At 73.0% G+C, this 22,988-nt stretch carries 24 protein-coding genes; 15 read left to right on the forward strand and 9 right to left on the reverse strand.

The features are described 5' to 3' along the window. Positions 1 to 207: 207 nt before the first annotated feature. On the reverse strand, positions 208 to 1,212 hold the full coding sequence (locus ACIRFL_RS37145; protein ID WP_404037990.1) for a DUF4349 domain-containing protein: 1,005 nt from the start codon (positions 1,210 to 1,212) through the stop codon (positions 208 to 210). A 171-nt stretch (positions 1,213 to 1,383) separates the two neighbouring features. On the opposite strand from ACIRFL_RS37145, the gene hemG reads away from it, so the two are divergent. Together hemG and hemQ are read left to right on the forward strand one after the other, a co-directional pair. Further along, entirely contained in the window at positions 1,384 to 2,850 is a 1,467-nt protein-coding gene (hemG, locus tag ACIRFL_RS37150) for a protoporphyrinogen oxidase (RefSeq protein ID WP_404037993.1), read from the forward strand. Between the two features lie 4 nt (positions 2,851 to 2,854). Next, a complete protein-coding gene (gene hemQ / locus ACIRFL_RS37155) occupies positions 2,855 to 3,586 on the forward strand; it encodes a hydrogen peroxide-dependent heme synthase (RefSeq protein WP_404037996.1) in 732 nt (243 codons plus the stop codon). A 106-nt stretch (positions 3,587 to 3,692) separates the two neighbouring features. Here the strand turns inward: hemQ and ACIRFL_RS37160 are convergent, their stop codons facing one another. Beyond that, positions 3,693 to 4,427, reverse strand: a complete 735-nt coding sequence (locus tag ACIRFL_RS37160) for a DUF4142 domain-containing protein (protein ID WP_404037999.1) — start codon at positions 4,425 to 4,427, stop codon at positions 3,693 to 3,695. A 225-nt stretch (positions 4,428 to 4,652) separates the two neighbouring features. Continuing rightward, the gene (locus ACIRFL_RS37165; protein WP_404038001.1) at positions 4,653 to 5,969 is read right to left on the reverse strand and encodes a DUF692 domain-containing protein; all 1,317 of its coding nucleotides are present in this window, start codon (positions 5,967 to 5,969) and stop codon (positions 4,653 to 4,655) included. Between the two features lie 466 nt (positions 5,970 to 6,435). On the opposite strand from ACIRFL_RS37165, the gene ACIRFL_RS37170 reads away from it, so the two are divergent. From ACIRFL_RS37170 to ACIRFL_RS37185, 4 genes are all read left to right on the forward strand, one after another. After that, the gene (locus tag ACIRFL_RS37170) at positions 6,436 to 7,002 is read left to right on the forward strand and encodes a YbhB/YbcL family Raf kinase inhibitor-like protein (protein WP_404038004.1); all 567 of its coding nucleotides are present in this window, start codon (positions 6,436 to 6,438) and stop codon (positions 7,000 to 7,002) included. A gap of 140 nt (positions 7,003 to 7,142) precedes the next feature. Further along, positions 7,143 to 7,994: a polysaccharide deacetylase family protein gene (locus tag ACIRFL_RS37175; RefSeq protein WP_404038007.1), complete on the forward strand. Its 852-nt coding sequence runs from the start codon at positions 7,143 to 7,145 to the stop codon at positions 7,992 to 7,994. 18 nt (positions 7,995 to 8,012) lie between these two features. After that, positions 8,013 to 8,195 (forward strand): hypothetical protein, encoded by a 183-nt coding sequence (locus ACIRFL_RS37180; protein WP_404038010.1) that lies wholly within the window; start codon positions 8,013 to 8,015, stop codon positions 8,193 to 8,195. 57 nt (positions 8,196 to 8,252) lie between these two features. After that, positions 8,253 to 8,975 (forward strand): peptidyl-tRNA hydrolase, encoded by a 723-nt coding sequence (locus tag ACIRFL_RS37185; RefSeq protein ID WP_404038013.1) that lies wholly within the window; start codon positions 8,253 to 8,255, stop codon positions 8,973 to 8,975. Between the two features lie 159 nt (positions 8,976 to 9,134). Here the strand turns inward: ACIRFL_RS37185 and ACIRFL_RS37190 are convergent, their stop codons facing one another. The 4 genes from ACIRFL_RS37190 to zapE form a co-directional block, all read right to left on the reverse strand. After that, complete coding sequence (locus ACIRFL_RS37190; RefSeq protein WP_404038066.1) at positions 9,135 to 10,046, reverse strand: slipin family protein; 912 nt, start codon at positions 10,044 to 10,046, stop codon at positions 9,135 to 9,137. Positions 10,047 to 10,142: 96 nt separating this feature from the next. After that, positions 10,143 to 11,603, reverse strand: coding sequence for a SulP family inorganic anion transporter (locus tag ACIRFL_RS37195; RefSeq protein ID WP_404038015.1), 1,461 nt, complete (start codon positions 11,601 to 11,603; stop codon positions 10,143 to 10,145). Positions 11,604 to 11,611: 8 nt separating this feature from the next. Then, positions 11,612 to 12,190 (reverse strand): carbonic anhydrase, encoded by a 579-nt coding sequence (locus tag ACIRFL_RS37200; RefSeq protein ID WP_404038018.1) that lies wholly within the window; start codon positions 12,188 to 12,190, stop codon positions 11,612 to 11,614. Between the two features lie 656 nt (positions 12,191 to 12,846). Continuing rightward, positions 12,847 to 13,947, reverse strand: a complete 1,101-nt coding sequence (gene zapE, locus ACIRFL_RS37205; RefSeq protein ID WP_404038021.1) for a cell division protein ZapE — start codon at positions 13,945 to 13,947, stop codon at positions 12,847 to 12,849. A 37-nt stretch (positions 13,948 to 13,984) separates the two neighbouring features. Here zapE and ACIRFL_RS37210 point away from each other — a divergent pair, with 37 nt between their 5' ends. From ACIRFL_RS37210 to ACIRFL_RS37250, 9 genes are all read left to right on the forward strand, one after another. Further along, positions 13,985 to 14,860: a pyrimidine reductase family protein gene (locus tag ACIRFL_RS37210; protein ID WP_404038024.1), complete on the forward strand. Its 876-nt coding sequence runs from the start codon at positions 13,985 to 13,987 to the stop codon at positions 14,858 to 14,860. Between the two features lie 156 nt (positions 14,861 to 15,016). Continuing rightward, complete coding sequence (locus ACIRFL_RS37215) at positions 15,017 to 15,490, forward strand: indole-3-glycerol phosphate synthase (protein ID WP_404038026.1); 474 nt, start codon at positions 15,017 to 15,019, stop codon at positions 15,488 to 15,490. 505 nt (positions 15,491 to 15,995) lie between these two features. After that, positions 15,996 to 17,387 carry a UDP-N-acetylmuramate--L-alanine ligase gene (murC, locus tag ACIRFL_RS37220; protein WP_404038029.1) on the forward strand — a complete coding sequence of 464 codons (1,392 nt, stop codon included), beginning with the start codon at positions 15,996 to 15,998 and terminating at the stop codon, positions 17,385 to 17,387. 14 nt (positions 17,388 to 17,401) lie between these two features. Then, on the forward strand, positions 17,402 to 17,809 hold the full coding sequence (gene msrB, locus ACIRFL_RS37225) for a peptide-methionine (R)-S-oxide reductase MsrB (RefSeq protein WP_404038032.1): 408 nt from the start codon (positions 17,402 to 17,404) through the stop codon (positions 17,807 to 17,809). A gap of 137 nt (positions 17,810 to 17,946) precedes the next feature. After that, on the forward strand, positions 17,947 to 18,183 hold the full coding sequence (locus ACIRFL_RS37230) for a hypothetical protein (protein ID WP_404038035.1): 237 nt from the start codon (positions 17,947 to 17,949) through the stop codon (positions 18,181 to 18,183). A 146-nt stretch (positions 18,184 to 18,329) separates the two neighbouring features. Next, positions 18,330 to 19,319 carry an aminoglycoside phosphotransferase family protein gene (locus ACIRFL_RS37235; protein ID WP_404038038.1) on the forward strand — a complete coding sequence of 330 codons (990 nt, stop codon included), beginning with the start codon at positions 18,330 to 18,332 and terminating at the stop codon, positions 19,317 to 19,319. Between the two features lie 98 nt (positions 19,320 to 19,417). Beyond that, the gene (locus ACIRFL_RS37240) at positions 19,418 to 20,548 is read left to right on the forward strand and encodes an ABC transporter ATP-binding protein (protein WP_404038041.1); all 1,131 of its coding nucleotides are present in this window, start codon (positions 19,418 to 19,420) and stop codon (positions 20,546 to 20,548) included. Further along, positions 20,545 to 21,282 carry an ABC transporter permease gene (locus tag ACIRFL_RS37245; protein WP_404038044.1) on the forward strand — a complete coding sequence of 246 codons (738 nt, stop codon included), beginning with the start codon at positions 20,545 to 20,547 and terminating at the stop codon, positions 21,280 to 21,282. The genes ACIRFL_RS37240 and ACIRFL_RS37245 overlap by 4 nt, the downstream gene beginning before the upstream one ends. Further along, positions 21,279 to 21,947, forward strand: coding sequence for an ABC transporter permease (locus tag ACIRFL_RS37250; protein ID WP_404038047.1), 669 nt, complete (start codon positions 21,279 to 21,281; stop codon positions 21,945 to 21,947). Before ACIRFL_RS37245 ends, ACIRFL_RS37250 begins: the two co-directional genes overlap by 4 nt. Before the next feature lie 3 nt (positions 21,948 to 21,950). On the opposite strand, the gene ACIRFL_RS37255 is transcribed toward ACIRFL_RS37250, so the two are convergent. Further along, positions 21,951 to 22,550 (reverse strand): GTP-binding protein, encoded by a 600-nt coding sequence (locus tag ACIRFL_RS37255; protein WP_404038050.1) that lies wholly within the window; start codon positions 22,548 to 22,550, stop codon positions 21,951 to 21,953. Further along, positions 22,537 to 22,953 (reverse strand): DUF742 domain-containing protein, encoded by a 417-nt coding sequence (locus tag ACIRFL_RS37260; RefSeq protein ID WP_404038053.1) that lies wholly within the window; start codon positions 22,951 to 22,953, stop codon positions 22,537 to 22,539. Before ACIRFL_RS37260 ends, ACIRFL_RS37255 begins: the two co-directional genes overlap by 14 nt. Positions 22,954 to 22,988 lie beyond the last annotated feature (35 nt).

Consider the following 22,988-nt stretch of genomic DNA (forward strand, 5'->3'; position numbering starts at 1 on the left):
GCCGCCCGGGTTTCAGGGGCGCGGGGAACTGCGCGCTCAGCCACGACGAATGCCGCACCCGCCGACCCGCAAACCGAGGCACCCCGTCAGGCGCCCCCGGCCCCACGCCGGCCTCCTGGGCGCCGCCCGGGTTTCAGGGGCGCGGGGAACTGCGCGCTCAGCCACGACGAATGCCGCACCCGCCGACCCGCAAACCGAGGCACCCCGTCAGGCGCCCGCCGACACACCGCCGCGCTCCGCGTCGGACCCCTCGGCGCCAGTGGAGGGGGCCTGGGGCAGCGGCCCCACGGTGCCGGCCGGCGCGGCCGCCGTGCGGCGCGGCAGACGGGACCGCAGCACCCGTACCCAGCCCAGGGCGAGCAGCGCCGCCAGGGCCGCGAAGGGCAGCACCGCACCCAGGGCCAGGGCGATCCAGCGCAGCATCGTGACGAAGACGTGCCAGCCGCCGGACACCGCGTCCAGGAATCCGGGGGTGTCGTCCTTCGCCGTCTCCTTCTCCGGCGCCTCCGTCAGCGTCAGGGTGATGGTCGCGAGGCTCGTGCGGTCCTTCAGGGACGCCTGCTGGGCGAGCAGCGCCTCCAGGTCGGCCTCGCGGCTGCTCAACTCCCGTTCCAGGGTGACCACGTCGCTGAGCCGGCCCGCCCGGTCCATCAGCTCGCGGATCCGCGCCACGCTGGCCCGCTGGGAGGCGATGCGGCTGTCCACGTCCACGATCTGGTCGGTGACGTCCTCGGCCCCCGCGGTGCGCGAGATCAGCCTGCCCGTGCCCTGGAGGTCGGCGAGGACCTTGTCGTACGCGTCGGTGGGCACGCGCAGGACCACTCGGGTGCGCTCATGCCCCCCGGCGCCCCGGCTGGTGCGCTCCCGGCCGACGAAGCCCCCCGCGCCCTCGGCGGCGGTGCGGGCCTCGTCCAGCGCCTTGGGCACGTCCTTGACCCGCACGGTCAGCGAGGCGGTACGGACGATGTGCTCGACGGTGATCCGGGGCCCCTTCGGGGCCGTCTTGGCGGTGTCCGGCCGACCCGGCCCGCCGGCCTCGCCGACCGTGTCGGAGCCGGCGGCCGTACCCCGCTGGGCCGCGCTCTTCGCGGCGGCCTTGTCGTCGCCGCTGCTCGCGGTGTCGGCGGCCCCGCAGCCGGTCAGCGTGACGGCGGCGGCCAGCAGGATGCCGGCCAGGGCGGGCACGGGGCGTACGGAGCGTGGTGTGCGCATGTGGCGGTTCCCCCCAAGGGTTGGTGCAAGGGTTCATGACAATGACGCTCCTTCGACGCCGGACCCGGGCGGGACGTTGGCGTGGCACGGTCCCGATGAGGTCACGGTCACGACGCGAGCCGGAAACGAGGCGCCGGTCGGGCCGTCGGCGGTGTCTGAGAGGGTGGACTCATGAACGGATCGGGTACGGACACGGGCCATGTCGTCGTCATCGGAGCCGGGATCGCGGGACTGGCGGCAGCACACCGGCTGCTGGACCGCGGGGCGCGGGTGACCGTGCTGGAGGCGGCGGACCGGGTCGGCGGAAAGCTGCTGCCCGGCGAGATCGCGGGCGTGCGGGTGGACCTGGGCGCCGAGTCGATGCTGGCCCGCCGGCCGGAGGCGGTGACCCTCGCGCGCGAGGTGGGCCTCGCGGACCGGCTGCGCACACCGGCCACCACGACCGCCTCGATCTGGACCCGGGGCGCGCTGCGCCCCATGCCCAAGGGACATGTGATGGGCGTGCCCGGCACGGCGTCCGCGCTGACCGGCGTGGTCTCCGAGGAAAGCCTCGCGCGCATCGACCGCGAGGCCGGCCTGCCGCGCACCGAGACCGGCGACGACGTGGCGGTCGGGGAGTACGTGGCGGCGCGGCTCGGCCGCGAGGTCGTCGACCGCCTGGTCGAGCCCCTGCTCGGCGGGGTGTACGCGGGCGACGCGTACCGCATCTCGATGCGCGCGGCCGTCCCCCAGCTGTTCCAGGCCCTGCAGACCCATGACTCCCTCACCGCAGCGGTCCGCGACCTCCAGGCGCGGACCGCTGCGGACCCGCGGCCCGGTCCGGTCTTCCAGGGCATCGAGGGCGGGGTGGGCCGGCTGCCGCTCGCGGTCGCCGAGGCCGTGCGGGCCCGCGGCGGCGCCGTCCTCACCTCGACAGCGGTGACGGAGCTGCGCCGGGAGGCGGCGGGCGGCTGGCGGGTGGTCGCCGCCGACCGGGTGCGGCACGCGGACGCCGTCGTGGTCGCGGTGCCCGCGCCCGTCGCCGCCGGCCTGCTGGCCGCCGAGTCCCCCGGCGCCGCCGCCGAACTGCGGGCCGTCGAATACGCCTCCATGGCCCTGGTCACCCTCGCCTACCGGCGGGACGCCGTCACCCTCCCCGAGGGCAGCGGCTTCCTCGTACCCCCCGTCGACGGGCACACCGTCAAGGCGTCCACCTTCGCCTCCCGGAAGTGGGGCTGGATCGCCGAGGAGGACCCGGGGGTGATGGTGCTGCGCACCTCCGTCGGGCGGTACGGCGAGACGGAGATCCTGGGCCGCGAGGACGCCGACCTCATCGATGTCTCCCGGCACGATCTGCGCGAGGCCACCGGTCTGACCGCAGAGCCCCTTGAGACCCGGGTCACCCGCTGGACCGAGGCCCTGCCCCAGTACCCCGTCGGCCACCACGCGCGCGTGGCCCGCATCCGCGAGCACGTGGCCAAGCTCCCGGGCCTCGCGGTGTGCGGCGCCCAGTACGACGGCGTCGGCATCCCCGCCTGCGTCGCGAGCGCCGAGGCCGCCGTTGACCGGCTCGCGGGCGACCTGCGCGGGGGCGGCGCCGCCGGCGCTGAGCCGACCGCCCACCCGGTGCACGGCCCGCGGAGCGGAGCGGGAGAATAGGCACATGAGTGACGACGCCCCCACCACCGAGTCCGGCAGGATCCCCAACAAGGGCAAGCTGGCCAAGGACCTCAACGAGGTCATCCGCTACACGCTGTGGTCCGTCTTCCGGCTGAAGGACGCGCTGCCCGAGGACCGCACCGGCTACGCCGACGAGGTCCAGGACCTGTTCGACCAGCTCGCCGCCAAGGACGTGACGATCCGCGGCACCTACGACATCTCCGGGCTGCGCGCCGACGCCGACCTCATGATCTGGTGGCACGCCGAGACCAGCGACCAGCTCCAGGAGGCGTACAACCTCTTCCGCCGCACGAAGCTGGGCCGCGCGCTGGAGCCGGTGTGGTCGAACATGGCGCTGCACCGCCCCGCCGAGTTCAACCGCGCGCACATCCCGGCGTTCCTCGCCGACGAGACGCCCCGCGCCTACGTCAGCGTCTACCCCTTCGTGCGCTCCTACGACTGGTACCTGCTGCCCGACGAGGACCGCCGCCGGATGCTCGCCGACCACGGCAAGATGGCCCGCGGCTTCCCCGACGTGCGCGCCAACACGGTCGCCTCGTTCTCCCTCGGCGACTACGAGTGGATCCTCGCGTTCGAGGCCGACGAGCTGCACCGCATCGTCGACCTCATGCGCCATCTGCGCGGCTCCGAGGCCCGGCGGCACGTCCGCGAGGAGGTCCCCTTCTTCACCGGCCGCCGCAAGGAGATCGGCGAACTGGTCGCTGGCCTCGCGTAAACGCTCCGCTGGGTGGGCCGCGATGTGCCGTCCGTTGTCTGCGGCTTCGTCGTGGCTGGTCGCGCAGTTCCCCGCGCCCCTTCGGGGCGCTCCCGTTGGGGCGCTGTCAGGGGGTGTTGGGGGGTGGGGTCGGGGTGACCGGGAGGGCTGAGGCGGGGGCGACCGGCGGCGGTGTGGTGTCGGACGCGGACGGCGCGCCGCTCGCCGCCAAGTCCCGGGACAGCGCGGCGAAGTCGACGTAGCCCGTCGCCTCCAGGACCTTGATGTGGTCCAGGACGGTGGCGTTGGCGTCGTCGGCGAGATCGCGCACCAGCGAGTTCTGGGTGCCCGCCCGGACCTGGGCGACGACCGAGAACACCTTGCCGTGCGCCAGCCTGAGGATGTTGGCGAACGCGCGGTCGAAGTCCGTGCCCTGCGCGGCGTTCAGCTCCGCCAGCCAGTCCTGCTGCTGCGTGGTGTGGGCGTTGGGCAGGGCAAGACCGAGCCGCGAGGCGACGAGACGGACGTGCGCGTCCAGCGTCGTGTGCCCGTCGACGAGATGCCGTCCGGCCGTCCGCACCGCCGCCGTGGTGCCCTTGCGCTCCGCCAGTTCACCGGCCGGCAGTTCCCACAGCCCGGCCAGCCGGACCCTGGTGACGAAGTCCTGGTCGAGCGCGGACAGCGGGCCGTACGGCGTGGTCTGCGTCCGCGTGCTCAACACGTCCGCGCCGGTCGTTCCCGATCGGTCGGCGTAGGACCAGACGGGGAAGATCAGCGCCGCGAGCGTCGCGGCCAGGCCCGTGATGATGAGCCCGGTGCCGCTGAAGATGCCTCTGCCCTTGATCGGGGGTCGCGGTCGCATGGTGCCTCCTGCTTGCGGCACCGCATGCCGGTGTGCGTCGGGTGGGTGCGGGTTGGCATATTACTGCGCACACCGTCCCGGCAGTGCTGTGGCAGAACCGGGCGAAGCACGTCGAACCGGAAGTGAAGTAGGCAACAGCGCACGGCCGTTGAACCCACCGCGCCCCACCCGTCACCCCTTACTTCCGGCGCCCGCCAGGCCGGCCGGAGGTCGACGGGTGTCGTGTCACGGCCGTCGGGCCAGCGCTCGGCGTGCCGCCCGGCCGATCCGGGCGACCGGGCGCCGGGAACGCGGCACCGGTCCCGAGCGCTCCAGCCACCACGTGCGCAACTCCCGCCGTACCCCGGCGTCCTCGGGGTGCCGCGCGTTCAGCAGATGCGCCACGAAGTCCAGCGCGTCCCGGCGGTATCCGCCGGTCAGCGGCTGCTCCTGCGCATAGTCGAGGAACGCCGGGCGGTAGCGGGCACCCAGGATCCGGGGCAGTTCGGGCGCGACCTTGGCCACCACGTCCGCCCGCTTCCCGGCGAGCGCCCGCGCCTGCACGCCCATCCGCACCCGGTCGAAGCCCTCGGGCAGCGGAGTACCGGCGACCAGCGCGGACAGCACCGCCGCCTGGGCGAGCGCGACCCGCTCCCGGTCGGGCTCGCCGGCCGTCCGCGGGGCGGTGAGCGTCGCCGCCCGCGGGGCCGGCCGCGTCCCGGCGGCGCGGCGGTTCGCGGAGCCCTCGTCGACGGCCGTCCGGATGGCCGCCAACTCCCGTTCCAGTTCCACGGGTTCGGGGAAGTTCTCGTCGCGCTCCAGCAGCACCCCGGGCGGTGTGACCCGGGAGGCCAGATCGGTCAGGATGTCGAGGACGGGCCGCGGGACGGGGTGGGCGTGGCTGTCGTGCCAGACGCCGTCGCGCTGGAATCCGCCCGCGACATGCACGTACGCGATGGCCTCAAGCGGCAGTTCGGCTAGCGCCCGGGCCGGGTCGTCGCCGCGGTTGACGCGGTTGGTGTGCAGGTTCGCCACGTCGATGAGCAGCCGCACACCGGTCCGGTCGGCCAGTTCGTACAGGAACTGCCCCTCGGTCAGTTCCTCGCCGGGCCAGGAGATCAGGGCGGCGATGTTCTCCACGGCGAGCGGCACCGGCAGGGCCTGCTGTGCGATGCGCACGTTCGCGCACAGCACGTCCAGCGCGTCGCGGGTGCGCGGCACGGGCAGCAGATGGCCCGCCTCCAGGCGCGGGGAAGCGGTCAGCGGGCCACCGGCCCGGACGAACGCGATGTGCTCGGTGACCAGGGGCGAGCCCAGCGCCGTCGCGCGTTCGGCGAGGGCGGTCAGCCGGCCCTCGTCGGGCCGGTCCGCGTCGCCGAGACCGAGCGAGACGCCGTGCGGGACGACGGTGACCCCGCGTTCGCGCAGCCGCAGCAGCGACGCGGGCAGATGCCCGGGGCACACGTTCTCCGCGACGACCTCGACCCAGTCGATGCCCGGCATGCGTTCCACGGCGTCCGCGATCTCCGGCCGCCAGCCGATCCCCGTCCCCAGTCGTCGCATCGCCCGTCCCCTCCCGTGCCTCCTCGTCGCCGTCGCGGCGTGACGGAGGTATGGCCCCGCTGTCCGCCACCGAATCCCGCAGCCCGCGTCTTCAGAGCAACATTTGAGGTTCCGGCGACACCGGTTCCGGCGACCCCGGAGCAGAACCCGGGGACGCTCCCGCTCGGGTCCGGCTCTTGCGCCGTCCCGGTCGGGGGACAGGGCGGCGCGGGGTGGTTGCGCTCGGTCGGGCAGGGCCTGGGTCCTGTCGTCAAACTCCCGTCGTTCGCCCGGAGGGCGGGCCCTGCGGCGTCGTGGGGGTCCCCCCTGGTCGAGCGGAGCCGAGAGCTTGGGGGAGCGTGCTCTCGGTGTGCCGGGCGCAGGTCCTCGTACTGGACGTACTTGGGCCTGTGGCCGGTGCGGCGAGAGTGCGTGCATGGCGTCGCGGGGCAGGCGGGGGTTTGACGACAGGGCCTAGCCTGCGGGTATGCGCAACCGTCCGGTGATCGCCGGAATGCTGGCCGTCGTGCTCGGCGGTGCCGCGGCCTGCGGCGGCGGGGCCTCCGTGCCCCCGGCCTCCTCTCCCGCCGCGCCGTCCGGACACCGCATCGCGGTGACGAGTGCCGCCTTCGCCGAGGACGGGGCGATCCCGCGCCGCTACACCTGCGACGGCGCGGACGTCTCGCCGCCGCTCGCCTTCTCCGGCGTACCCGCCAGGACGGCCTCGCTGGCCCTGCTGGTCCAGGACTCCGACGCCCCCGAGGGCCCGTTCACTCACTGGCTGGTGTGGGACATCGCCCCGCGCACCACCGCGCTGGCCGATGGCCGCGCGCCCAAGGGCGCGGAGCAGGGCCGCAACGACTTCCGCAGGCCCGGCTACGGCGGCCCGTGCCCGCCGCGCGGCGACCGGCCCCACCACTACGTCTTCACGGTGTACGCCGCCGACCGGAGACTCGACCTGACACCGGCGACCGCCACCGCCGACGACCTGCGGCGCGCCCTCGCCGGCCACACCCTCGCCTCCGGCACCCTGTCCGGCCACTACGCCCGCTGAGCGGCCCTGGAGCCCTGAAGCCCGGAGGCCCGCCACCCGGCCCGTCCGCGCCCGGACCTGCGGGGCCGGGTGGGTGACGTGTGTGCGGACCGTGAGGCATGTCATCCGGATTGTCATATTTCCGGTCATATCTTCATGCCGTGTTCACTCTTGTATGCCGCGTCACCGCCCTCTGCGCCCTCGGCGCAGCCCTCGCCGCGTGCGGCACCGCCGGCGCCCCGCGCACCACGGGCCGGGCCCCGGCACAGCCCACCGCCTCGTCCGCCTCCTCCTCGCGTCCGCCCACCCTCACCCCGGGCCCCGGCGGTCTCACCCCGGTCTTCATGAACGGCCCGCGCACCCGGGGCAAGACCGTCGCCCTCACCTTCGACGCCGACATGACCGCCGACCAGGGAAAGCGCGCCGCGGCCGGCGAGCACTTCGACAATCCCGACCTGATCGCCACCCTGCGCGACCTGAAGGTCCCGTCGACCGTGTTCATGACCGGCCGATGGGCCGAGCAGTATCCGGCCGAGGCCCGCTCGATCGGCAGTGACCCGCTGTTCGAGGTCGCCAACCACTCCTACAGCCACTACGCCTTCACCGCCGACTGCTACGGCCTGCCGACCGTCTCCGCCGACCGGATGCGGGCGGACGTGGAGCAGGCGTACGCCTCCCTCCGCAAGGCGGGCGTGCCGCACCCGATGCCGTACTTCCGCTTCCCCGGCGGCTGCTACGACCAGCAGTCGCTGCGCGCGCTGAGCGGGCTCGGGGTCACCGCGGTGCAGTGGGACGTGGTCAGCGGGGACGCGTTCGCGACGGACGCCGACGCGGTCGTCAAGCAGGTGCTGGACGGGGTGCGGCCCGGGTCGGTGGTCGTCATGCACTGCACCCGCAGCGCCGCCCCGACCACCGAGCGGGTCGTACGCACGATCGTGCCGGAACTGCGCAAACAGGGCTTTCAGTTCGTGAAGGTCTCCACGCTGATCTCGCAGTCCGGCAGCCGCCGCTGAACCGCCTACGCTGAGGTCATGACCGAAGAGGACCCCCGCCCGACCACCGGCCCCGACGGGCCCGCCACGGCCGGCGGCCCGCCGTACGCGGAGTGCGTGCTGTGCCGCGAGCCGACCGAGTACCCGCCCTCACACCCGGGCATCACGCTGTGCCCCGTCTGCGAGTGGCAGGAGGCGCAGCGCACCGCCTGCTCGGGCTGACCCCTGCCGCACCGGCCCACGGCGGCACCGCCGCACGGACCCGTAAGGTGGGCTGTCGTGAGCGACCTTCCTGACTCCCTGGGCGACAGCCCCTTCCATGCCGAGCACTCCCCGCGCGACGCCGCCCCGCAGTTCGTGCTGCCGCTCGTTGTACGGATCGAGCGGGCGGCTCCGCCCGCGCGCACCGACGCGCTGGAGACCGCCGCCCGGGCCGTGCTCATGCTGCTCGCGGACGAGCGGGCGCTGGGCGACGGCCAGTGGGCGCGGGCCGTGCGGGACTGGCAGGACGCCCGGATCCGCAAGGTGGTGCGGCGGGCCCGGGGCGCCGAGTGGCGGCGTGCCGAGGCGCTGCCCGGCATCACCGTCACCGGGAAGTCCGCGGAGGTACGGGTCTTCCCGCCGGTTCCCCTGGACGGCTGGCCCAAGGATCTGGCCCGGCTCCAGGTGTCCGGCACCGAACTCGACGACCCCGAGCCGCCGGCCGGACCCGACCCGGCACAGCCCGTGCTGTGGCTGAACCCCGGTCTCGACATGTCGGCCGGCAAGGCGATGGCCCAGGCCGGGCACGGTGCCCAGCTCGCCTGGTGGGAGCTGTCCGCCGCGGAGCGGGACGACTGGCGGGACGCCGGCTTCCCCCTGGCGGTGCGCACCGCCGACCCCGCCGAGTGGCCCCGGCTCACCACCAGCGGGCTGCCCCTGGTGCGGGACGCCGGCTTCACCGAGATCCGCCCCGGTTCCACCACGGTCGTATCGGACCACCCGGCCCTCCACACCCGGTGACCGACTGCGCCCGCAAGACCGCATAAGCCTCCGGCTCGGCCGACGCGTGAGGGGCGACGTGGGCCCGCGCCGCCCCTGTCCCCCGGCCGGCGACAGCACCGCGGCGCCCGGTCACGGGTGTCTTGACCGGTGCCTGTCGGCCGACGTGGGCGGTCGGGCTCAGGGCGGGTCCGGGTGAGGGGCGGGGGGTGGGGTGTCCTCCGGGGGCGTGGGGAGCGGGCGGGCGGGGCGGGGGGTTGACTGGTCCTGGCCGTTCGGGGTGGTGGCCTCCGTGTGGGGTGCGGCGGGGGGTGCCGCGTCGGCGCCCGCCGGCTGCTGCGCCTTTTCCAGGAAGCGGAGCAGTTCCACCGGGAAGGGCAGCACCAGCGTGGAGTTCTTCTCGGCGGCCACCGCCACCACCGTCTGCAGCAGCCGCAGTTGCAGCGCGGCGGGGGTGTCGGCCATCTGCTGCGCCGCCTCCGCCAGCTTCTTCGACGCCTGGAACTCCGCGTCGGCGTTGATGATCCGGGCCCGGCGCTCACGGTCCGCCTCGGCCTGCCGGGCCATGGACCGCTTCATCGTGTCCGGCAGGGAGACGTCCTTGATCTCGACCCGGTCGATCTGCACGCCCCAGCCCACGGCCGGGCTGTCGATCATCAGCTCAAGGCCCTGGTTGAGCTTTTCGCGGTTGGACAGCAGATCGTCGAGGTCGCTCTTGCCGATGATCGAACGTAGCGAGGTCTGTGCCATCTGGGAGACGGCGAACCGGTAGTCCTCGACGTTGACGACCGCGGCCCGCGCGTCCATGACCTTGAAGTACACGACCGCGTCGACCCGGACGGTCACGTTGTCGCGGGTGATGCCCTCCTGGGCGGGGATCGGCATCGTCACGATCTGCATGTTGACCTTGTGCAGCCGGTCGACCCCGGGGATCACCATGGTGAAGCCCGGCGTTCGCGCCGGGTCCATGACCCGCCCGAGCCGGAAGACCACGCCGCGTTCGTACTGCTTGACGACCCGGGCCGCCGCGGTCAGGTAGATCAGGCCGGCGGCGCCGAGGCCCACGAGGGCGCCCAACAGGTCCGGGAGCATGACGGCCTCCTCCGAGGTCCGTTCCATCCGTTCCTGTAACGATATGCCCGGTGTCTGGTCCGGGGCCACGCCCCTGCCCCGGACCAGACGGGCGCGTCACCGCGCCGTCGTGAGCCGTACCGGCTCGGTCCCGGACGAGCTGTGCCGCTCGGCCCAGGACTCCAGCGCGGTCCGGCAGGCGTGATCCAGGTGGTGCAGGCCGGAGAGGTCGAGCCGGACCGGCCGGTCCGTGGGCAGCGCCTCCAGGCTGTCGAGGATCTTCGGCAGCCGCAGGAAGGTGGCGTTGCCGGACAGATACGCCTCGACGGGGCCGGCGCCCTTGTCGACGAACTCCAGCCTGACGTGCGAGGCCTCCCACGCGGTCTTGCCGATCGCCAGCGCCAGGCCGATCAGTACGCCCTCGAACATGCTGACCGCGACGATCGACACGGCCGTGACGACCAGGATCAGCGCCTCGCCCCGGGACTCGCGCCACAGCGTGGCCAGCGCCCGCACCGGGATGAGCTTGGCGCCCGAGTACACCAGGATGCCCGCGAGGGCGGGGATCGGGATGTAGCCGAGCACGTCCGGCAGCAGGGCCGCGAACAGCAGCAGCCAGACGCCGTGCAGCACCCGGGACGCCTTGGTGCGGGCGCCCGCCTGCACGTTCGCCGCGCTGCGCACGATCACCGCGGTCATCGGCAGGGCGCCGAGCAGCCCGCAGATCGTGTTGCCGGCGCCCTGGGCGACCAGCTCCTTGTCGTACTGGGTGCGTGGTCCGTCGTGCAGCCGGTCCACGGCCGCCGCGCTGAACAGCGACTCGGCGGACGCGATCAGCGTGAACGCGACGATCGTGCCGAGCACCCCGAGGCCGGCGAGTTCACCGAAGGCGCTCAGTGGCGGCGGCTGGATCGAGCCGAGCAGCCCCTGCACCTCGACGGTGGCCACGGGCAGCCCGAGGGCCATCGCGGCCGCCGTGGCGAGGCCGACCGCGGCCAGCGGGCCCGGCACCGCGCGCACCGTGGCGGGGGCGAGCTTCCACAGCACGAGGACCGCGATCGTGCCCGCGCCGAGGGCGAGGGAGGCCAGCGCGTCCGTGTCCCCGAGGGCGTCCGCGAGCGCTCCGGGAAGTCCGGCTATCTTTCCGGGGCCCGAATCGGGGGCCTCGGCGGCCAGTGCCGGGTACAGCTGTCCGGCGATCAGGACCAGACCGATACCGGCCAGCATGCCCTCCACCACCGAGACCGAGATGGCCCGGAACCAGCGGCCAAGGCGCAGGGCGCCCATCGCCATCTGGAGCGCCCCGCTGACGAGCACGATCACCCCGAGCGCGGGCAGCCCGAACTGCTGCACCGCCTCGAAGACCAGCACGGTCAGGCCGGCGGCCGGACCGGAGACCTGGAGGCTGCTGCCGCGCATCAGCCCGGTGACGATGCCCCCGACGATGCCGGTGACCAGGCCGAGTTCGGCCGGTACGCCGGAGGCGACGGCCACGCCCACGCACAGCGGGAGCGCGACCAGGAAGACGACGAGGGAAGCGGTGAAGTCCTGCCTGAGATGAGGAAAAGGGTTCGTCACGGTGCCGCTCACAGTGCTTCGAAGGTGTCGGTCTGCGCGACGTGCGCCCGGACGGCGCCGGTGTGCACCTCGTAGTACCAGGCGTGCAGGGCCAGTCGCCCCTGGGCCAGCTTCCGGGCCACGCACGGGTACGAGCGCAGCCGCAGCAACTGGGTCAGGACGTGGCTCTGCACGCCCTCGGTGACGGCGGGGTCCTCGGCCGCGCCGGCCGGGCGCGGGGTCGCGTGCGCCAGCCAGTCGCGCACGGCGGGTACGGCGGTCAGGTCGTCGCCGCGGACCAGCGCGCCGACGGCACCGCAGTGGGAGTGGCCGCAGACGACGACGTCACGGACGCCGAGCACTTCGACGGCGTACTCGATGGTGGCCGCCTCGGCCGTGGGGTGCGCGGAGGCGTGGGGCGGGACGATGTTGCCGGCGGTGCGCAGTTCGAACAGCTCACCGGGGCGGGCGCCGGTGATCAGGGCCGGCACGACCCGGGAGTCGGAGCAGGTGATGAACAGGACCTGCGGGGACTGGCCTTCGGCGAGCTTGGCGAACTCCTCAGGGCGCTGTCCGAAGGTACGGGCGTTGTCGATGAGGGGCTGCATGGTGTGTTGGTTCCTCCTGGCGCGCCGCAGCGGCGCGTCGGACGTGCACGACGGTGGTGAGGGCTGCCCGTCTCTCAGCAGCGGAAGACCTGAAGCGCCGCCGGGGTGTGGGCTCTTGAGGGTCTTGGGACGCGGTGGTGCACGCCGCCGGGCGCATTCGCCCGGCCGGCGGTCGTCATGGCCCCGTCGGGCAGCGGACGACCGGGTGCCCGCCCCGAGGCGGCGGCGCGCCGGCGGTCACGGTCGGGCGTCGCGCCGGGCGGCTCCTCGCCGTGCCCCGTGTCGCGGTGCGTCCCCGTGCCGTCGCGCGACGGCTTCCCGGAAAGCTCGGTTCCGGATTGAGCCTTGGCCTCGGCATGACGGAATGTGTGCGCGGATGCGAAGGAATCCGTGGGTGCGAAGAACTGCAGGGTGAGCAGGACGGTGGCGAGGAGTGTCAGTGCGCTCCGGCGCGTTCGACCTCGGAACATGCGCCCCCCTCCCGACAGTTCGCACCTCTAGTACGGACCAAGCATTGGTCAATGGATGGTCAAGAGACACGGTAACCCTGCAAAGTTGTTTGCAGGGTTAAATCCGCGTTTCGGGCGCGGGAGAGAGTGAAAAGTGCGGGTCCTATGGCGTGAACCAGTCCTTGACCCGCTGATCTTGATCGACTGTCAGGCCGCCACGAGGGGCTTCGCGTCCCGGGCGAGCGCGGTGAGCCGGGATATCGCGCGGAAGTACTTCTTGCGGTAACCGCCGTTCAGCATCTCCTCGCTGAACAACGCGTCGAAGGGCACGCCGGAGGCCAGGACCGGCACTTCACGGTCGTAGAGCCGGTCGGCGAGGACCACGAGGCGCAGCGCCGTGGACTGGTCGGGCACCGCCCGCACATCGGTGAGGCACACGGCCCGCACGCCGTCGGTCAGCGCGCCGTAGCGGCTCGGGTGCACCTTCGCGAGATGGTCCAGCAGACCCGGGAAGTCGTCGAGCGAGGCGCCCTCGGTGGCGTACGCCGTCCGGGTCACCTGCTCGTCGGAGTACGGCGCCGGCGCCTCGGGCAGGCCGCGGTGGCGGTAGTCCTCGCCGTCGATGCGCAGGGCGCGGAAGTGCGCGGACAGGCCCTGGATCTCGCGCAGGAAGTCGACGGCCGCGAACCGGCCCTCGCCCAGCTTGCCCGGCAGGGTGTTGGAGGTGGCGGCGAGCGCGACGCCCGCGTCGACCAGCCGGCCGAGCAGCGTCGACACCAGGACCGTGTCGCCGGGGTCGTCCAGCTCGAACTCGTCGATGCACAGCAGCCGGTGGCCGCCGAGGGTGCGCACGGTCTCCTGGAAGCCGAGGGCGCCGACCAGGTTGGTCAGCTCCACGAAGGTGCCGAACGCCTTGAGCGCGGGCTCGGCCGGGGTGGCGTGCCAGAGGGAGGCCAGCAGATGGGTCTTGCCGACGCCGTACCCGCCGTCCAGGTAGACGCCGCGCGGTCCGGCCGGGACCTTCGCCCTGGACCGTCCGAAGCCGAGGAACCCGCGCTTGGCGCCGCCCGCCGCGGACGGCCCGCCCAGACCGGCCGCGAACCCCTCCAGGGCCCGCACGGCCTCGGTCTGGCTGGGCTGGTCCGGGTCCGGCAGGTAGGTGGCGAAGCGCGCCGAGTCGAAGCGCGGCGGCGGCACCATCTCGGCGACCAGCCGGTCCGCGGGGACGTGCGGCTCGCGGGAGCACAGGGACAGCGGGGCCGCGTGGGCGGCGGAGCCGGGCCGGGAGGCGGCGGTGGAGGACGACACGGTTCCCCATGGTAAGCGCCGTGTCACACTGCACCTCATGCGACGCCTGTTCCCTGTGACCGAAGAAACAGCAGCCCAGGACCTCGCCGCGGACGCCGCGCGGGCAGGGGCCGCCTCTAAGGCCGCGGAGGCCGCAGGGGCCGCTTCGGGCCCCGCATCGCCGGGTGCGGGCGACCGCGTGGAGCGGGAGTGGAGCCTTGCCGAGCTGGCCGCCGCCTACGCCTACCCAGAGCAGCACCGGCACGGCGGGCAGGCGTGGCTGCGGGCCAACATGGTGTCCACGCTGGACGGCGCCGCCCAGTACGAGGGCCGCTCGCAGCCCATCTCGGGCGCGGCCGACATGCGGATCTTCGGAACGCTGCGGGCCCTCGCGGACGTCGTGGTCGTCGGTGCCCAGACCGTGCGCAAGGAGGGCTACCGGCCCGCACGCGCGCGTGCCGAGTTCGCGGCGGCCCGCCAGGCCGCGGGACAGGGCCCGGCCCCGGCCATCGCGGTGGTCAGCGCGAGCCTGGAACTGGACTTCTCACATCCGCTGTTCACCGCACCGCTGGTGCCCACCCTGGTCCTGACCGGCGCCGCGGCGGACCGGGACCGGATCGCCACGGCCGAGCGGGCGGGCGCCCGGGTGGTGATCGCGGGCGACGGCACCGAGGTGGACCCGGCGCGCGCGGTGCGGGCCCTCGCCGGGCTCGGCCACACACGGCTGCTCACCGAGGGCGGCCCCCGGCTGCTCGGCCGGTTCGTCGCCGTCGGGGCGCTCGACGAGCTGTGCCTGACGCTGTCGCCGATGCTCACCGCGGGCAACGCCCAGCGCATCGCGGACGGTCCGCCGGTCGACGTGCCCCGGCGCTTCGAACTCGTGTCGCTGCTGACGGAGGCCGGATATCTGTTCGCCCGCTACCGGCGGTCCTGACCACATCGGAACGTGTCGTTCCGTTTCGCCCCCGCCGGGCACACTGGATCCGGCAGGACCCGTGCGATCACGGGGCAGGATGGTTTCCGCAGGGCCAGGTACGGTCCACGCAGGAGAGCGGGGGCCAAGGGGCCCTCGAAGGAGAATGGGGCGCTGGTGTTCACAAGCGTTTTGATGATCGAGAAGGCCCTGACGTCCGCCGACGTGGAGTTCGTCACCACCTTGCACGGAGACGAGGCGGTCTTCTTCCATGTGCTGCTCCAGCCGCGGGGCGACCAGGCCGACCGGCTGCTGCGGGCCATCGACGACATCGCCCTCGGCGAACTCGACGACGCCGCCCGCGAGGGGGAGACACCGGAGGGCGCCGCCGCGAAGGAGCCCGCCGAACAGGCCCTGGCGGTGTCCCTCGCCGCACTGCGGGCGGCCGGCAGACAGGCGCTGGGGCGGCTGGTCGAGGACCATCCGCTGGACGCCCTGAAGGTCCTCGTCGACGAGGTCGGGGCCGACGAGGTGATCGTCCTCACCGACCCGCACTACGTGGAGGAGTTCTTCCACAGGGACTGGGCCTCGCGGGCCCGGCACAAGGTGGGGGTGCCGGTGCTGAAGCTGTTCTCGCACAGCAAGGCGTAGGCGCTGCCGCGGTGACCTCCCGCCCGGTTCCCCGCGCCCTGGGCGCAGGAACCGGCGCCGCTCGCGTACGACCGCGCCCTTCGCGAACGACCGCGCCCCTCGGGTACGACCGTGCCGCTCGGGTGCGACCGCGCCCTTCGCGTACGGCCGCGTCCCTCGGGTACGACCGCGCCGCTCGCGTACGGCCGCGCCCTTCGCGTGCGACCGTGCCCCTCGGGTGCGACCGCGCCCCTCGCGTGGGCCCGGTCACCCTCGCTGCGGCCGGCGTCTCTCGGTGGCGCGTGGGACGGGTCGGTGGCGCCGTCCACGCAGGGCCGACCGGCAGACTCCCTTCCCCACCGGCGCGAGCCGCCGCGGCGGCTGCCGGTACAGGGTGGCGCACGCCGTCACCGTCCGGCGCGCGCCGGTGACCACCGCGCTCGGGGAGCCTCGCTGCGCGGAGACCGGCGCGCGAGCGCATAGGCTAGGCGTGCTCAGCCCGCACCGTGATCCTGGGGAGATTCGCATGGCACCCGGCCTTCCTGCCGCCATGGACCGACCGCACTTCATCGGCATCGGCGGCGCCGGGATGTCGGGGATCGCGAAGATCCTCGCGCAGCGTGGGGCCAAGGTCGCGGGGAGCGACGCCAAGGAATCGGCGACCGCCGATGCCCTGCGGGCGCTCGGCGTGACCGTGCACATCGGGCACGCGGCCGAGCACCTTGCCGACGACGCCGACTGCGTGGTCGTGTCGTCGGCGATCCGCGCGGACAACCCGGAGCTGGCCCGCGCCGCCGAACTGGGCATCCCGGTGGTGCACCGCTCCGACGCCCTCGCCGCCCTGATGGACGGCCGGCGGCCGATCGCCGTCGCCGGCACCCACGGCAAGACGACCACCACGTCGATGCTGGCGGTGGCGCTGACCGAGCTGGGCCTGAACCCGTCGTACGCCATCGGCGGCGACCTGGACGTCCCCGGCTCCAATGCCCTGCACGGCACCGGCGAGATCTTCGTGGCCGAGGCGGATGAATCGGACCGCAGCTTCCACAAGTACGCGCCCGAGGTCGCGATCGTCCTCAACGTCGAACTCGACCACCACGCCAACTACGCCTCGATGGACGAGATCCACGAGTCCTTCGAGACCTTCGCCGGCCGGATCGTGCCCGGCGGCACCCTGGTGATCGCCGTCGACCACGAGGGCGCCCGGGAACTGACCAGGCGGCTGGCCGGTTCGGTGCGGACGGTGACCTACGGGGAGCGCGCGGACGCCGACGTGCGGATCCTGTCCGTCGTCCCGCGGGGGCTCACCAGCGAGGTCACCGTGGAGCTGGACGGTACGCCACTGACCTTCACGGTCTCCGTGCCCGGCCGGCACTACGCGCACAACGCGGTGGCCGCGCTCACGGCGGGGGTGGCCCTCGGCGTCCCGGCGCCCGAGCTGGCGGCGGCGCTGGCCGCCTACACCGGGGTGAAGCGCCGGCTGCAGCTGACGGGCGAGGCGGCCGGAGTGCGGGTCGTCGACTCCTACGCGCATCACCCGACCGAGATGACCGCCGACCTGGAGGCGATGCGGGCCGCCGCGGGAGACGCCCGCATCCTCGTGCTCTTCCAGCCGCACCTGTTCTCCCGCACGCAGGAACTGGGCAAGGAGATGGGCCGGTCCCTGGCCCTCGCGGACGCCTCGGTCGTGCTCGACATCTACCCGGCCCGCGAGGACCCGATCCCCGGCGTGACCAGCGAGCTGATCGTCGAGGCGGCGCGCGCGGTGGGCGCGGACGTCACCGCCGTGCACGACAGGACGCAGTCCGTGTCCGTGATCGCGGGAATGGCGAGGCCCGGCGATCTCGTTCTCACCATGGGCGCGGGTGACGTGACAGACCTGGGCCCGCTGATCCTGGACCGCCTGTCGCAGCAGTGAAGGGGCTGAGACCCATGTCGTACGACGTCGAGAAGCCGGACGAGCAGTGGCGTGCGGAGCTGAACCCGGCCGAGTACGCGGTGCTGCGCCAGGCCGCCACCGAGCCGGCGTTCACCGGTGAGTACACGGACACCAAGACCACCGGCGTCTACTCCTGTCGCGCCTGCGGCGCCGAACTCTTCACCTCGGGCACCAAGTTCGAGTCCCACTGCGGCTGGCCGTCCTTCTACGATCCGAAGGACTCCGACGCGGTGGAACTGGTGGAGGACCGCTCCCACGGCATGGTCCGCACCGAGGTCCGCTGCGCCCGCTGCGGATCCCACCTGGGCCATGTCTTCGAGGGCGAGGGGTATGCGACTCCCACTGACCAGCGCTACTGCATCAACAGCATTTCGCTCCGGCTGAGGCCGGACGAGGACTGACAGCGCGCCGTCGAGGGCGTGCTTTGCCTACCAAGGGCCTCTGATTCGCGTCGGAGGCCCTTTCTGGTCTTCCGGGGCTTGCCGCGTCAGGCCGCGAAAGTCATGGGAACAGCACCCTTAACGGGTTCTCTTTCGTCTTGGAGCCGCAGTACAACCTGGGCGCGATGTACCTCAGAGGGGATGTGGTGCCGAAGTCCCAGGAGAAGGCACTCCAGTACCTCGAAGAGGCGTCCGCGGCAGGAGAGGGTACGGCGTCCTGGCAACTCGGGGACATCAAGCTGGCCGAGAGGGACTACACAGCGGCACGGCGCCACATGGAACTGTCAGTCGATCAAGGTACGTACGTCGCTCTCAAGGAACTCGCTCCCATGTGAGGAAATCAGGGAAGCCGCTGCCTGGGCGAATCTCGATCTTTCGTGAAGGGTTCGCCGGGGGAATCGGTGGCACCTTTCGCTTTCCGAAGCTGATGGTGGGCAGGGAGCCGGGCCCGGCTGGGTGCGGGGGTGCGTAGGGTGGCGGGGTGATCAGGGTGCCGGAGGGGTTCGCGTGGAGCACCGTCCAGCGGGAGGGGCGGCCCGGGGCGGTGTGGCTCGACCGGCTGCCGGGGATCGTGGAGGAGCTGACTGGCGCCTGGGGATGTGTGCAGGACGGCGAGGTCATGCACGGGGGTGTCGGTGTCATCGTCCCGGTGCGACGGGCCGGCGGAGCCGCCGTGCTGAAGGTGTCGTTCCCGCACCCCGGCAATGTCCATGAGCCGGACGCGTTCACGGCGTGGGCCGGGCGCGGCGCCGTCCTGCTGCACGAGCGCGACGACGAACGGTTCGCCATGCTGCTGGAGCGGGCCCGGCCGGCGACCCTCGCGCAGGTCGGGGACGGCGACGAGCTGGTGACGGTCGCCGGGCGGCTCGGGCGTCGGCTGGCCGTTGCCGCGCCGCCCGGTCTGCCCCGGCTGTGCGAGCAGGCCGACGCCTGGGAGGAGCGGCTGTTCCGGGACGCCGCGGAGCCGGCGCACGGGCTGTCGCGCCGGGCGCTGGACGCCGCCGTGGCGACCGTGCGGGAGCTGGGCCGGGCCCAGCCGGACACCCTCGTCCACGGCGACCTGCACGCCCGGAACATCCTGCGCGCGGACCGCGAGCCATGGCTGGCCGTCGACCCCAAGGGGTACGCGGGAGACCCCGCCTACGACGCCGGCACCCTGCTGAAGTCCCGCGCGCCGGCGCTCCTCGCGGTGGACGACCTGAGCAGGTCCGTCCACCGCATCCTGGACGTCTTTGCCGAAGCAGCGGAACTCGACCGTGAACGCGTCCGGCGCTGGTGCCAGTTGCACGCCGTCCAGGCCGCGTTCTGGGGCCGCCGGCACGGCTTCCGCACAGCCCGCACCGGGCCGCGACGGGATGCGCTCACCCGATTCGCCGAGCACCTGGCCGAGTTGCTTGCCGATGCGCGTAGAGCGATCCGGCCACGGTCCGGTCACGACCCGGCGGCGGGCCGTCGCCTGCCAAAGTACTGAAACAGTCGCGGTCTAAACTCTTCACGCAACGGCCTGCGCATCGACGACCGTGGCCGGAAGTGGGCATTATCTGCCAAACCCGAAGGGTATTCGGCGTTTTGATACGGATAGATTCAGTCACCAAGCGGTACCCGGACGGCACCGTGGCGGTCGACCGGCTGTCACTGGAGATACCGGACCGCTCGATCACCGTGTTCGTCGGGCCCTCCGGCTGCGGCAAGACGACGACACTGCGGATGATCAACCGAATGGTGGACCCCTCCGAGGGACGCATCCTCCTCGACGGCGTCGACATCCAGGCGCAGCCCGTCAACACGCTGCGCCGGTCCATGGGTTACGTCATCCAGAACGCCGGCCTCTTCCAGCACCGCACCATCGTCGACAACATCGCCACGGTGCCCCGGCTGCTCGGCTGGAGCAAGCAGCGGGCCCGGGCGCGGGCCGCGGAACTGATGGCGCGGGTGGGACTCGACGCCTCGCTCGCCAAGCGGTACCCCTACCAGCTGTCCGGCGGACAGCAGCAGCGCGTCGGCGTCGCCAGGGCGCTCGCCGCCGATCCGCCGGTGCTGCTGATGGACGAGCCCTTCTCGGCCGTCGACCCCGTGGTGCGCAAGGGCCTGCAGGACGAACTCCTGCGCATCCAGGAGGAACTGGGCAAGACCATCGTCTTCGTCACCCACGACATCGACGAGGCCATCAAGCTGGGCACGATGGTCGCCGTGATGCGCACCGGCGGCCACCTCGCCCAGTTCGCCCCGCCCGCCGAACTGCTGACCGCACCCGCGGACGCCTTCGTGGAGGACTTCCTCGGCGCCGACCGGGGCATCCGCCGGCTGTCGTTCTTCCCGTCGGACGAGCTGGAACTGCGCACCACTCCGGTCGTCGCGATCGACGCCGACGCCGGGCAGATCGCCGCGCGCGCCGCCGACGACGCGCCGTACCTCCTCGTCACCGACCTCGACGGGAAGCCGCTCGGCTGGAGCGCGCCCGGCGACCTCACCGCCGGGAAGATCGACCGGGAGCACCTGCTGTCGTACGGACGGCCGTTCGTGCCCGGCACGGACTCGCTGCGCGCCGCACTCGACGGCGCCGTGCTGTCGCCGACCGGCTGGGCCGTCGGCGTGGACGCCACCGGCCGGGTCGTCGGCGTCGTCTCGCAGCAGGTCATCGGCGAGGCCATCCGCTCCGCGCACGCCACGGGCCGCAGCACGGCGAAGGCCGGCCGATGAACGGCTTCTTCGACATCCCGAGCGACCTCCAGCACAGCTACTTCGGCCTGGTCGGGCTGCATCTGCGCGAGGCGCTGCTGCCGGTGCTCGCCGGACTGCTCGTCGCGCTGCCGATCGCCCAGCTCTGCGTGCGCTTCCGCCGCCTCTACCCGCCCGTGCTGGGCGCGACGACCGTGCTGTACGCGATCCCGTCGCTCGCCTTCTTCGTGGTCCTCATCGACTACACCGGCCAGAGCGAGACCACCGTGATGATCCCGCTGGCCGTCTACAGCCTCGTGGTGTTCGTCCCGGCGATCGTGGACGGGGTCCGCTCGGTGTCGCAGGAGACCCTTGACGCCGCCACCGCCATGGGGCTCGGGCCGGTGCGCCGCTACCTCCAGGTGCAGTTGCCGATCGCGGTGCCCGCGATCATCGCCGGCCTGCGGGTGGCCACCGTGTCCAGCATCTCCCTGGTCAGCGTCGGCATGCTGATCGGCAACCAGGGAGGGCTCGGCAATCTGCTCTACGCCGGCATGATCTACCACCGGCCCCGCCTGGTCTGGCTGTCCGTCGTCGGTACGGCCGTCCTCGCCGTCCTCGTGGACGCCGTGCTGGTCGCCGTCCGCCGGCTCCTGACGCCGTGGACGCCGCGCGACACCGGCAGGACCCGCGCCGGCGGGGTCGGCCTGCGGATCACCCGGACCACCACCCGGCCCAAACCGGCCGCGGTCACCCTGGAGGATGCAGTCCGGTGAACGTACTCCACTTCATCAACGCCTTCTTCAGCGACGGCGCCCGCTGGCACGGCTACGACGGCATCCCCACGCGGGTCCTTGAGCACGTCCAGTACTCGCTGCTGGCCCTCGCCGTCGCGGCCGCCATCGGTCTGCCGCTCGGGATGCTGACCGGGCACACCGGACGCGGCGGCAACGTCCTCGCGTTCATCGCCACGGCCGCCCGCGCGCTGCCCAGCTTCGGCCTGCTGGTGCTGATGTTCGTGCTGCTCGGCTTCGGCCTGCTCCCGGTGATGATCCCGCTGGTGGTGCTCGCCATCCCGCCGATCCTGGTGACCACGTACGAGGCGGTGCGCTCCGTCGACCCGTCCCCGGTGGACGCCGCCCGCGGCATGGGCATGGCGGAGTCACGGATCCTGCTGCGGGTCGAACTGCCCGTCGCGCTCCCGCTGATCCTCAGCGGGCTGCGCTCGGCGGCCATCCAGATCGTCTCCACGGCCACCATCGCCGCGTACGTCAGCTTCGGCGGCGTCGGCCGCTACATCATCGACGGCCTCTACCAGTACAACTACGAGAAGGTCGCGGGCGGCGCCGCGCTGGTGGCCGTGATGGCCCTGGCGACACTCGCGGTGTTCTGGGCGGTGGCCCGGATCGCGGTGTCGCCCGGCGTGCGCAGGAGCGGCTGACGGTCAGCGCTCGGTGCGGGCCAGCGCCAGCTCCAGTACGACGAGCAGCGCGTCCCGCACCGAGCCGCGCTCCCGGGCGTCGAAGACCACCAGCGGGACGCCGTCGGTGACGTCCAGCGCCCAGCGGACCTCGTCCATGGTGTGCTCCACCGTGCCGTCGAAGGCGTTGACGGCCACGGCGAACGGGATGCCCTTGTGCTCGAAGTAGTCGACGGCCGCGTAGCAGTCGTCGAGGCGCCGGGTGTCGACGATGACGAGCCCGCCGACCGCGCCCTCCACGATGTCGTCCCACATGAACCCGAACCGGTCCTGCCCGGGCGTGCCGAACAGGTACAGCTTGAGCGTCGGGTCGATGGTGATGCAGCCGAAGTCCATCGCCACCGTGGTCGTGGTCTTGCGCGGGGTGTGCGTGAGGTCGTCGACGCCCGCCGCGACCTCGGTGATGGCGGCCTCGGTGGTCAGCGGCTCGATCTCGGAGATCGCGCCGACGGTCGTGGTCTTGCCCACGCCGAAACCGCCCGCGATGACCATCTTCACCGGCAGGGGCGGTCGTACGGCGGTGTGCGCGGCAGAGCCGTGGACCAGTGGTTCAGTCGGTGTCACGGAGTACCCCTCGGGAGTCGGGGATGGCTCGCAGGCCATCGATAACCCTGCGCAGGACGGATGCGTCGTGGGTGGTGTCGAAGTCGGGCACGTACACCGTCAACTGCCCGGCCGCGCGCAGGTCGTCGGCCAGCACACGGACCACGTTGAGGTGCAGCCGCAGCCGGGCCGCGAGTTCGGCCAGCGACTGCGGCAGCCGGCAGGCGGCGACGATGTCGTGCTGTTCGAAGGAGAGCCCGTCGAGCGCGTCCAGACCCGCGACGGTGGCCACCACCTGGGTCTCGACGGGCATCGTCCGGCCGGAGTCGCTGTCCGCGACCCGGCCGGCGGTGACCAGGAACGGCCGCACGGCGGGGGCCGGGCCGACCGGGTCGGGGCCCGGGGGCGGGGAGCCGTCCGCCATGGGTTCCTACGCTTCCTCTCTCGGTCTCGCGGTCT

Origin of the sequence: Streptomyces sp. NPDC102462 (assembly GCF_044765425.1) — a bacterium.
Taxonomy (GTDB): domain Bacteria; phylum Actinomycetota; class Actinomycetes; order Streptomycetales; family Streptomycetaceae; genus Streptomyces.

Bases quoted from the DNA above. Each gene is read 5' to 3' on its own strand.
- ACIRFL_RS37145 (WP_404037990.1), bottom strand. From the start codon at position 1,212: ATGCGCACACCACGCTCCGTACGCCCCGTGCCCGCCCTGGCCGGCATC.
- ACIRFL_RS37200 (WP_404038018.1), bottom strand. From the start codon at position 12,190: ATGCAGCCCCTCATCGACAACGCCCGTACCTTCGGACAGCGCCCTGAG.
- msrB (WP_404038032.1), top strand. From the start codon at position 17,402: ATGTCGTACGACGTCGAGAAGCCGGACGAGCAGTGGCGTGCGGAGCTG.
- ACIRFL_RS37170 (WP_404038004.1), top strand. From the start codon at position 6,436: ATGCGCAACCGTCCGGTGATCGCCGGAATGCTGGCCGTCGTGCTCGGC.
- murC (WP_404038029.1), top strand. From the start codon at position 15,996: ATGGCACCCGGCCTTCCTGCCGCCATGGACCGACCGCACTTCATCGGC.
- ACIRFL_RS37180 (WP_404038010.1), top strand. From the start codon at position 8,013: ATGACCGAAGAGGACCCCCGCCCGACCACCGGCCCCGACGGGCCCGCC.
- hemG (WP_404037993.1), top strand. From the start codon at position 1,384: ATGAACGGATCGGGTACGGACACGGGCCATGTCGTCGTCATCGGAGCC.
- hemQ (WP_404037996.1), top strand. From the start codon at position 2,855: ATGAGTGACGACGCCCCCACCACCGAGTCCGGCAGGATCCCCAACAAG.
- ACIRFL_RS37260 (WP_404038053.1), bottom strand. From the start codon at position 22,953: ATGGCGGACGGCTCCCCGCCCCCGGGCCCCGACCCGGTCGGCCCGGCC.
- ACIRFL_RS37190 (WP_404038066.1), bottom strand. From the start codon at position 10,046: ATGCTCCCGGACCTGTTGGGCGCCCTCGTGGGCCTCGGCGCCGCCGGC.
- ACIRFL_RS37245 (WP_404038044.1), top strand. From the start codon at position 20,545: ATGAACGGCTTCTTCGACATCCCGAGCGACCTCCAGCACAGCTACTTC.
- ACIRFL_RS37210 (WP_404038024.1), top strand. From the start codon at position 13,985: ATGCGACGCCTGTTCCCTGTGACCGAAGAAACAGCAGCCCAGGACCTC.
- ACIRFL_RS37165 (WP_404038001.1), bottom strand. From the start codon at position 5,969: ATGCGACGACTGGGGACGGGGATCGGCTGGCGGCCGGAGATCGCGGAC.
- ACIRFL_RS37160 (WP_404037999.1), bottom strand. From the start codon at position 4,427: ATGCGACCGCGACCCCCGATCAAGGGCAGAGGCATCTTCAGCGGCACC.